14 protein-coding genes are annotated in these 6984 nt (G+C 67.0%); 3 read left to right on the forward strand and 11 right to left on the reverse strand.

The features are described from left to right. Positions 1–9: 9 nt before the first annotated feature. The 11 genes from AB0K08_RS13680 to AB0K08_RS13730 all read right to left on the reverse strand — a co-directional run bounded on the left by AB0K08_RS13680 (position 10) and on the right by AB0K08_RS13730 (position 3921). Complete coding sequence (locus tag AB0K08_RS13680) at positions 10–279, reverse strand: hypothetical protein (RefSeq protein WP_363355351.1); 270 nt, start codon at positions 277–279, stop codon at positions 10–12. Further along, positions 279–560 (reverse strand): hypothetical protein, encoded by a 282-nt coding sequence (locus AB0K08_RS13685; protein WP_363355353.1) that lies wholly within the window; start codon positions 558–560, stop codon positions 279–281. Before AB0K08_RS13685 ends, AB0K08_RS13680 begins: the two co-directional genes overlap by 1 nt. Beyond that, on the reverse strand, positions 560–889 hold the full coding sequence (locus AB0K08_RS13690; protein ID WP_363355355.1) for a WhiB family transcriptional regulator: 330 nt from the start codon (positions 887–889) through the stop codon (positions 560–562). The genes AB0K08_RS13685 and AB0K08_RS13690 overlap by 1 nt, the downstream gene beginning before the upstream one ends. Further along, positions 886–1197: a hypothetical protein gene (locus AB0K08_RS13695; protein WP_363355357.1), complete on the reverse strand. Its 312-nt coding sequence runs from the start codon at positions 1195–1197 to the stop codon at positions 886–888. The genes AB0K08_RS13690 and AB0K08_RS13695 overlap by 4 nt, the downstream gene beginning before the upstream one ends. Beyond that, complete coding sequence (locus AB0K08_RS13700; RefSeq protein WP_363355359.1) at positions 1194–1649, reverse strand: hypothetical protein; 456 nt, start codon at positions 1647–1649, stop codon at positions 1194–1196. Before AB0K08_RS13700 ends, AB0K08_RS13695 begins: the two co-directional genes overlap by 4 nt. Before the next feature lie 5 nt (positions 1650–1654). Further along, positions 1655–1864 carry a hypothetical protein gene (locus tag AB0K08_RS13705; RefSeq protein WP_363355361.1) on the reverse strand — a complete coding sequence of 70 codons (210 nt, stop codon included), beginning with the start codon at positions 1862–1864 and terminating at the stop codon, positions 1655–1657. Beyond that, positions 1858–2196: a hypothetical protein gene (locus AB0K08_RS13710; protein WP_363355363.1), complete on the reverse strand. Its 339-nt coding sequence runs from the start codon at positions 2194–2196 to the stop codon at positions 1858–1860. The genes AB0K08_RS13705 and AB0K08_RS13710 overlap by 7 nt, the downstream gene beginning before the upstream one ends. Continuing rightward, positions 2193–2951 carry a phage regulatory protein/antirepressor Ant gene (locus AB0K08_RS13715; RefSeq protein ID WP_363355365.1) on the reverse strand — a complete coding sequence of 253 codons (759 nt, stop codon included), beginning with the start codon at positions 2949–2951 and terminating at the stop codon, positions 2193–2195. The genes AB0K08_RS13710 and AB0K08_RS13715 overlap by 4 nt, the downstream gene beginning before the upstream one ends. Continuing rightward, positions 2944–3171 carry a hypothetical protein gene (locus AB0K08_RS13720; protein WP_363355367.1) on the reverse strand — a complete coding sequence of 76 codons (228 nt, stop codon included), beginning with the start codon at positions 3169–3171 and terminating at the stop codon, positions 2944–2946. The genes AB0K08_RS13715 and AB0K08_RS13720 overlap by 8 nt, the downstream gene beginning before the upstream one ends. Beyond that, entirely contained in the window at positions 3168–3485 is a 318-nt protein-coding gene (locus tag AB0K08_RS13725; RefSeq protein ID WP_363355369.1) for a hypothetical protein, read from the reverse strand. Before AB0K08_RS13725 ends, AB0K08_RS13720 begins: the two co-directional genes overlap by 4 nt. Positions 3486–3708: 223 nt before the next feature. Further along, complete coding sequence (locus AB0K08_RS13730) at positions 3709–3921, reverse strand: helix-turn-helix domain-containing protein (protein WP_363355371.1); 213 nt, start codon at positions 3919–3921, stop codon at positions 3709–3711. A gap of 104 nt (positions 3922–4025) precedes the next feature. Between AB0K08_RS13730 and AB0K08_RS13735 the strand changes: the two genes are divergently transcribed. From AB0K08_RS13735 to ettA, 3 genes are all read left to right on the forward strand, one after another. After that, positions 4026–4304, forward strand: a complete 279-nt coding sequence (locus tag AB0K08_RS13735; protein WP_363355373.1) for a helix-turn-helix transcriptional regulator — start codon at positions 4026–4028, stop codon at positions 4302–4304. Between the two features lie 239 nt (positions 4305–4543). Continuing rightward, the gene (ssb, locus tag AB0K08_RS13740; protein WP_363355375.1) at positions 4544–5098 is read left to right on the forward strand and encodes a single-stranded DNA-binding protein; all 555 of its coding nucleotides are present in this window, start codon (positions 4544–4546) and stop codon (positions 5096–5098) included. Between the two features lie 79 nt (positions 5099–5177). Then, entirely contained in the window at positions 5178–6860 is a 1683-nt protein-coding gene (gene ettA / locus AB0K08_RS13745) for an energy-dependent translational throttle protein EttA (RefSeq protein ID WP_363355377.1), read from the forward strand. The last annotated feature ends 124 nt before the right edge of the window (positions 6861–6984 follow it).

A 6984-nucleotide genomic window follows, 5' to 3' on the forward strand; every position in this document is an offset into this window, starting at 1 on the left:
TGATACCGATCACGGGGCATCTCCTCCCTGGCTGCCTTCGGCCGGCTCCTGCTGCGCGCCACGGCCTCCGGGTCCATAGCCCAGGGCCGACAGTGCGGTCTGCATCTGACGGACCTCCTGGGCCGCCTGTTGAGTGGCCCGCATCGCGGCCGCCGCGGTCTCCTGGGCGCTGATCTGAGCCGCCTGTGCCCTCTCTGCGTCCACCACCAGCCGGTGGTGCTCCTCCTGTCGGCGAGCCAACTCCGCCACCATGTGATCGGCCAACGACTGTTCCACCATCAGAGCCACCCCCTGATGACCGGCTGACTCCCAGCCCACTGGACGGCCACCTGGGCCGTCAGGAACGGGGCCGTCCCATGAGTAAGCACCGTTTGTACCGAGCCGACCCGGCGGAGGCCGTAGTCATCCGCGGCGGCCGAGACCAGCTCCCGGGCCGCCTCCTTCAACTGGCCCACCGGCATGTCCTGATCATCGATCGGGAACACCACCTGATAGGTCCCTGCCTGCAGCTGCGCCGGCGACGGTCGGACCGCTGTCCTGGACTTCATCTTCCTGGCCATCACGCTGCACCCCGCCGTTCGGCCTGCGCACGTGCCTTGTACCGGTTGAACCGCTCGTTCGGCAGCAGACCACCGCGGATCCCGAACCGAGATGCTGCACCCCGACCACCCTCCTCGTGCATGGCGTCCTCGAGACACGACTCCAGCACCGGGCACGACCGGCAGACAGCGAGCGCCGTTGCTTCCTCGTCGGCGTCGAAGGTGAACCAGAGTTCGGGGTCTCGGCCGGCGCAGGCGGCCTGCTCCATCCAGGAGACGTTCTGCCATGCTGCGGATTCGTCCGAGGGTGCGGCGTTGATGGTGGGGGCCAGCCCCATGAGGGTGGTCATGACTGGACACCTCGCTGTGTGGCGGAGGCTCTTCTGCCTTGGCGGATGAGGCCGATGGTCAGGTGGGCGTCGTCCAGGGCTGCCTCGCGGGGGATGACGGCGTGGTCGGACGGCCACCCCTTGCCTTCGTGGTCCACGCTGCCGTCGTGTTCGAGCATCCAGACGCGCCACATCGGGCCCCATCCTGGCTTGGCTGCGGTGGGCCGGGCGATCCTGACGACCGCACGCGGGTAGGTCTTCACGAACTTCTTCACCTCAGGTCCCGGGCCGATGTTCTGCATGACGTCGAGTTGTGCCGGCGCGGTCATTGTGCGGCCTTTCCCAGCTGCTCCATGGCGTCCATCTGGCCGGGGATAGGTCGCCCGGGCACCCCACGGCCGTCCAGGACATCCCACTTCGACAACCGCGGGTCCTCCCGTGCGAGCATCTCCGCTTCCTCGTCGGACAGTTGCTGGTCCCGCTGGTCTCCCAACGCCTTCTCTGCCCGAACTACACCCGCTAGCGCCGTCTCGAAGCTGGTCGTATCCGGCAGGATCTCGACCTCGACGTAGTCGCGGCGCCTCAGATCCACGGCCACGGCAGCCATGCCGACGGCTTCCGCACCAGCGGCGAGCGCCTCGCGGGTGTCTCCGTTGTCGGCGGCGAGGCGTGCCTGTTCGAAGAGCGCGGCGGCGTCTTGCAGTGCTGTCGACCATGTAGTGGCCAGGGGTGCGTTGCCGGGCCTGGGGGCGTTACCCAGGAACTCCTGTTCAGTCGTCATGGGGATCACTTCCTTTTTCTGCCGGTCTCGGCCGGCGTGGAGTCGTTGTCGAGGGCCGCGGCGAGCGCGGCGGTGAGCATCATGAAGACGCCGAGGACTGTCGCGCCGTTGGGCGCGGTGGCGGTGCCGAGGTAGAGCAGGGCACCGAGTAGGGCCACTGGTGCATCGATGAAGAGGCGTCGGCGGGCCGCGTAGGTCCATTTGCGGGTCACCATTGGGGTGCCACCTGTCCGGAGTCCTGTTGGGGTCTGGCTTGTGCTTCTGTTGGGCGGGATGGGTCCCAGACTGGGGCGAAGGTTGCGACGACGGTTCCGTATCGCATGGTGACGACGACCTCACCGGTACAGGCCCGCCAGGGGTGGCGGACTTCTGCGTGGATGCTGCGGGCGTTGGGCCAGTAGTGGCGGGCGGCCTTCTCGACTTCGCGGGTCAGTTCGGTCTTGTCGCGGTACGAGACCTGTGGGTACCGTCCCAGGGTCTTCTTCAGGGGCCGTTCGCCCTTGGGCTGGAACACCACCTCGTTGGAGCGCCTCTGTTCGGTGATCATGCTGTGACCTTCAGCTGGAGCTTCTTCTGGATGAAGTCAAGGCCGGAGGGCTGGACCCGGGTGGTGTAGCTGGTGCCCTCGGTCCCGTCGGCCCTCGTGTAGGTGTAGGCCTTGACGGCGAAGTGGTGCATGTACTGCTGGTAGGGGGTGTTCGCCATTGCACCCTTGGCGATGAAGATCCCGTTATTGCGCAGATCCGCGAAGAGCTTGTTCTGTGACCGCCCCAGCATCTTTGCGACGTTGCCGACCGAGTACGTCCCGTCGGCATCGAGGAACTGGTCGTAGGCCTGGACCTTCGGTGCCGCTACCTCCAGCTCCGCCCGCTGCCGATCGACCACGGCGCCCAGCTCGGCTATCAAGGCCAGCGAGCGCTCCTCGAGTGACCGCGGGGCGCCGGACCGGATGATCGCGGCCATCTCGTAGAACGCCTTCACGAGCGCCTTCTTGAAGGCGAGGACCTGCGGAGTGTTCCGAAGGAACGTGAGCATCAGGGTTGCCTGCTGCTCGTTGAGGCGGGCGCTGCGCTTCAGCTGCAGCCCGCCTTGCGTACTGAAGGGTTCCTTTTGAATAGTCACCCTTCCGAACTCCTCGAAGTGCGCCATGTTGTTGTCGAGGTTCTGCAGGATGTTCTTGTGCTGGACGCCGGCCCCTTCGGCGATCGCCTCAGAGGTGGTGAACAGCCCCGCCTCGTCCTTCAGCACGATCCCGGCAGACGGTGGCAAGTGGACATCGAACAGGTCGGCCTGGTCAGTCATGGGACTTCTCCTGTCTGGTGTGGGAGTGGTGCTCATCGATGGCCTCGAGCAGCAGGGCGCTGCCGTGCTTTGACTTCGGGAACCACGACTTCGAGGCGCATGGGCCGCAGACCACGGCAGTGCCGGGCTGCCGGTTGCTCACCTCGGCGTAGATCGCCAGGGGGATCACGACGTCATCGGCCGGCGCCGCGGATGCCACGGTGCCTTGCGTGGCCGTCATGACCGGCCCCGCATTCCGACCAGGTCCCCGCTCAGCCGGCTGCCGTCGACCTGCACCAGGTCGCTCTCGAACGCATCGGAGAAGGCCGCGAACACGGACGGACCGCCGCGGCGCTCCTCGGTGCACTCGATGTGCCGAGCCAGCCATGCGCCGGCACCCGCCGTGGTGTGGCCCTCGTAGTGCCTCCATCGGAACTCGTGGCCCTGCGGGCACTGGGCGTACACGTACATGCCACCGACGCCGCGGCGGCGTGACAGGACGATCGAGCGGGGATCGGGGGTGGACGCCTCTCCCATCGCACTGGGGGCGCCCACCCCCTCAGCGCGGTCAGGGGCCGTTGAGATAGGGCCAGCCCCTTCCGCACTCATCCCTCCGCCGGCAGCGGCCGCACCCGCAGGGAAGCCGGGGGAGGGGGTCTGATGGGCGGCCGACTGACGGCCGCGGTTCCTTCGGAAGCTGTTCACGAGTAGGATCTCCTTGAGTCTTGGTACGGATTCACACGGCCCTCACCTGTTCGAGCAGGTGGGGGCCATCTTCTTAAGAGGTGGCGGACTCTTGCTGCGCATCAGCGAGCGCCTGAACGGTTTCCCGGTCGAAGACGTAGGCCCCGGTCCGGCCTTCGATCTTGGTGATGGGGGTGAGAATCCCGGCGTCCACGCGGTTATGGACCGTTCGCTTGGACACCCGGAGGATGCGAGCGGTTTCGGCGGTACCGATGTTGGCGCTCTTACGCTTTTGGGTATCTTGCATGCACTCACAATAGCGGGTTTACGTGTATGCGCAAGTATCGGAGCACGCGAATGTGCAGAAAAACCGTGTTGCGCAGGTGCGCACGTCCGGGTAATATCGCTCTCATGAGCACAGACGCCGCTTTCGTCATCCCCCACTTCGACCTCACCGACCGCCTCCGCAAGGCGCGGGAGGTCACAGGGTTGGGGCAACGTGAGTTCGCTGAGGAGATCGGGATCTCGCTGAAGTCCGTGACGAACTACGAGAACGGCCACACTGCCCCGCGGCAGATCGTGATGAAGGCATGGGCGCTGAGGACTGGCGTTCCCCTGGAGTGGCTGCAGACCGGTGAATACCCGATGGACAACGGTCCCGGCGGCAGCAATGCGCGCCCGTCAGATTAGAAGGCTCCTGCTCTATCCACTGAGCTACTGGGGCTGGGCGCTGCCATTCTACCGGGGGCCCACTCCTGCACAGGACACCGCACCCGGTGGGTTGTCCACGGGTGGGTGGTGGGGCGCTGGTGCGCCCGGCCGGTGGGCGGTGTGCTGGTGCCACAGGGGGAGAACCTCCTGCCGCCGGAGGTCGGTTGCCCGACGGCGGCCCCTCGCCGGCCGCGGCCGGCTCACCGAAAGGCACCACCATGAGTGAACACATCACCGTCCGCGGCTTCGTGGCCACCGAACCCACCACCCGCACCACCGGGTCCGGGTTGGCCGTGGGCAACTTCCGCCTGGCCTCCACCGACCGACGCTTCGACCGGGAGCAGCAGGCCTGGGTGGACGGGGCCACCAACTGGTTCACGGTCAACATGTTCCGCCAGCTGTCCACCAACGTCGCGGCCTCGCTGTCCAAGGGGCAGCCGGTACTCGTCACCGGGCGGCTCAAGGTCCGGCCGTGGCAGAGCGAGGAACGGTCCGGGACCTCGGTGGAGATCGAGGCCGAGACCATCGGCCACGACCTGGCCCTGGGCACGGCCTTCTTCAACCGGTCCGCGGGCCGTCCGGCGCCCCTGGCAGGGCCGACCGGCGAGGGGGCCGAGGACCCGGACGAGGGCGTGGACCGGATGACCGGCGAGATCCTGGAAGGTTCTCCGTACGGGTCCGCTGAGGATCTGGACGAGGCCGGGTCCGAGGCAGGCGATGAGGCCGGGCGGGCGGTGGACGAGGAGGAATCGGAGCGGCTGAACGCGGCCTGAATCCGGTCCACAGCGGACGGTGGCCGCCGGACGCGCCCCGATGCGGGTAATCCGGCGGCCACCCACTAGCCTTGGGGTCATGGCGGAATACATTTACAGCATGGTCAAGGCCCGCAAAAAGGTGGGCGACAAGCTGATCCTGGATGACGTGACGATGGCCTTCCTGCCGGGGGCCAAGATCGGCATGGTGGGCCCCAACGGCGCGGGCAAGTCCACGATCCTGAAGATCATGGCGGGGCTGGACACGCCCTCGAACGGCGAGGCGCGGCTTGATCCGGGCTACAGCGTGGGCATCCTCATGCAGGAGCCGGCGCTGAACGAGGAGAAGACGGTCCTGGGCAACGTCCAGGAGGGCGTGGGGGAGATCTACCAGAAGATCCAGCGCTACAACGAGATCTCCGAGCAGATGGCGGATCCGGATGCGGACTTCGACGCCCTGATGGAGGAGATGGGCCAGCTCCAGGAGCAGATCGATGCCGCCGACGCGTGGGACATCGACTCCCAGCTCGAGCAGGCCATGGACGCCCTGCGCTGCCCCCCGGGGGACGCCGACGTCTCGGTCCTCTCCGGCGGTGAGCGCCGCCGCGTGGCCCTGTGCAGGCTGCTGCTGCAGAAGCCCGACCTGTTGCTGCTGGACGAGCCGACCAACCACCTGGACGCCGAGTCCGTGCTGTGGCTCGAGCAGCACCTGGCCGCCTACCACGGCGCCGTCCTGGCCGTCACCCACGATCGGTACTTCCTGGACCACGTGGCCGAATGGATCTGCGAGGTGGACCGCGGACGCCTGTACCCCTACGAGGGCAACTACTCCACCTACCTGGAGAAGAAGCGCGCCCGCCTGGAGATCCAGGGCAAGAAGGACGCGAAGATGGCCAAGCGCCTCTCCGAGGAGCTCGACTGGGTGCGCTCCAACTCCAAGGGACGCCAGGCCAAGTCCAAGGCCCGCCTGGCGCGCTATGAGGAGATGGCCACCGAGGCGGAGAAGACCCGCAAGCTGGACCTGGAGGAGCTCCAGATCCCGCCGGGCCCGCGGCTGGGCAACCAGGTCATCGAGGCGAAGAACCTGCAGAAGGGCTTCGGCGACCGCGTGCTGATCGACGGCCTGTCCTTCTCGCTGCCGCCCAACGGCATCGTGGGGATCATCGGCCCCAACGGCGTCGGCAAGACCACGCTGTTCAAGACCATCGTGGGCTACGAGTCCCTCGACGGCGGAGAGCTGAAGATCGGCGACTCGGTCAAGATCTCCTACGTGGACCAGTCCCGCGGCGGGATCGACCCGGAGAAGTCGCTCTGGGAGGTCGTCTCGGACGGCCTGGACTACATCAAGGTCGGCCAGGTCGAGATGCCGTCCCGCGCCTATGTCTCCGCCTTCGGATTCAAGGGCCCGGACCAGCAGAAGAAGGCCGGCATCCTCTCCGGTGGTGAGCGCAACCGCCTGAACCTGGCGTTGACCCTCAAGGAGGGCGGCAACCTGCTCCTCCTCGATGAGCCCACCAACGACCTCGACGTCGAGACCCTGACCTCGCTGGAGAACGCCCTGCTCGAGTTCCCCGGCTGTGCCGTGGTCATCTCGCACGACCGGTGGTTCCTGGACCGGGTGGCCACCCACATGCTGGCCTATGAGGGCACGGAGGAGAACCCCGCGAACTGGTACTGGTTCGAGGGCAACTTCGAGTCCTACGAGGCCAACAAGGTCGAGCGGCTGGGCCCGGATGCGGCCCGCCCGCACCGTGTCACCCACCGCAAGCTGACCCGGGACTGAGCCCGGGCCGTCCCTCCAGGACGTGTGCAGCGCCCGGCGGCCGAACCGGATTACCGGTTCGGCCCAAGGACATCGAAGAACCTGTGCCTCCCTCTGTGCCGCTGATGTGAGCGCTCGCAGGCCT

The organism is Citricoccus sp. NPDC055426, from assembly GCF_040677445.1.
Taxonomy (GTDB): domain Bacteria; phylum Actinomycetota; class Actinomycetes; order Actinomycetales; family Micrococcaceae; genus Citricoccus.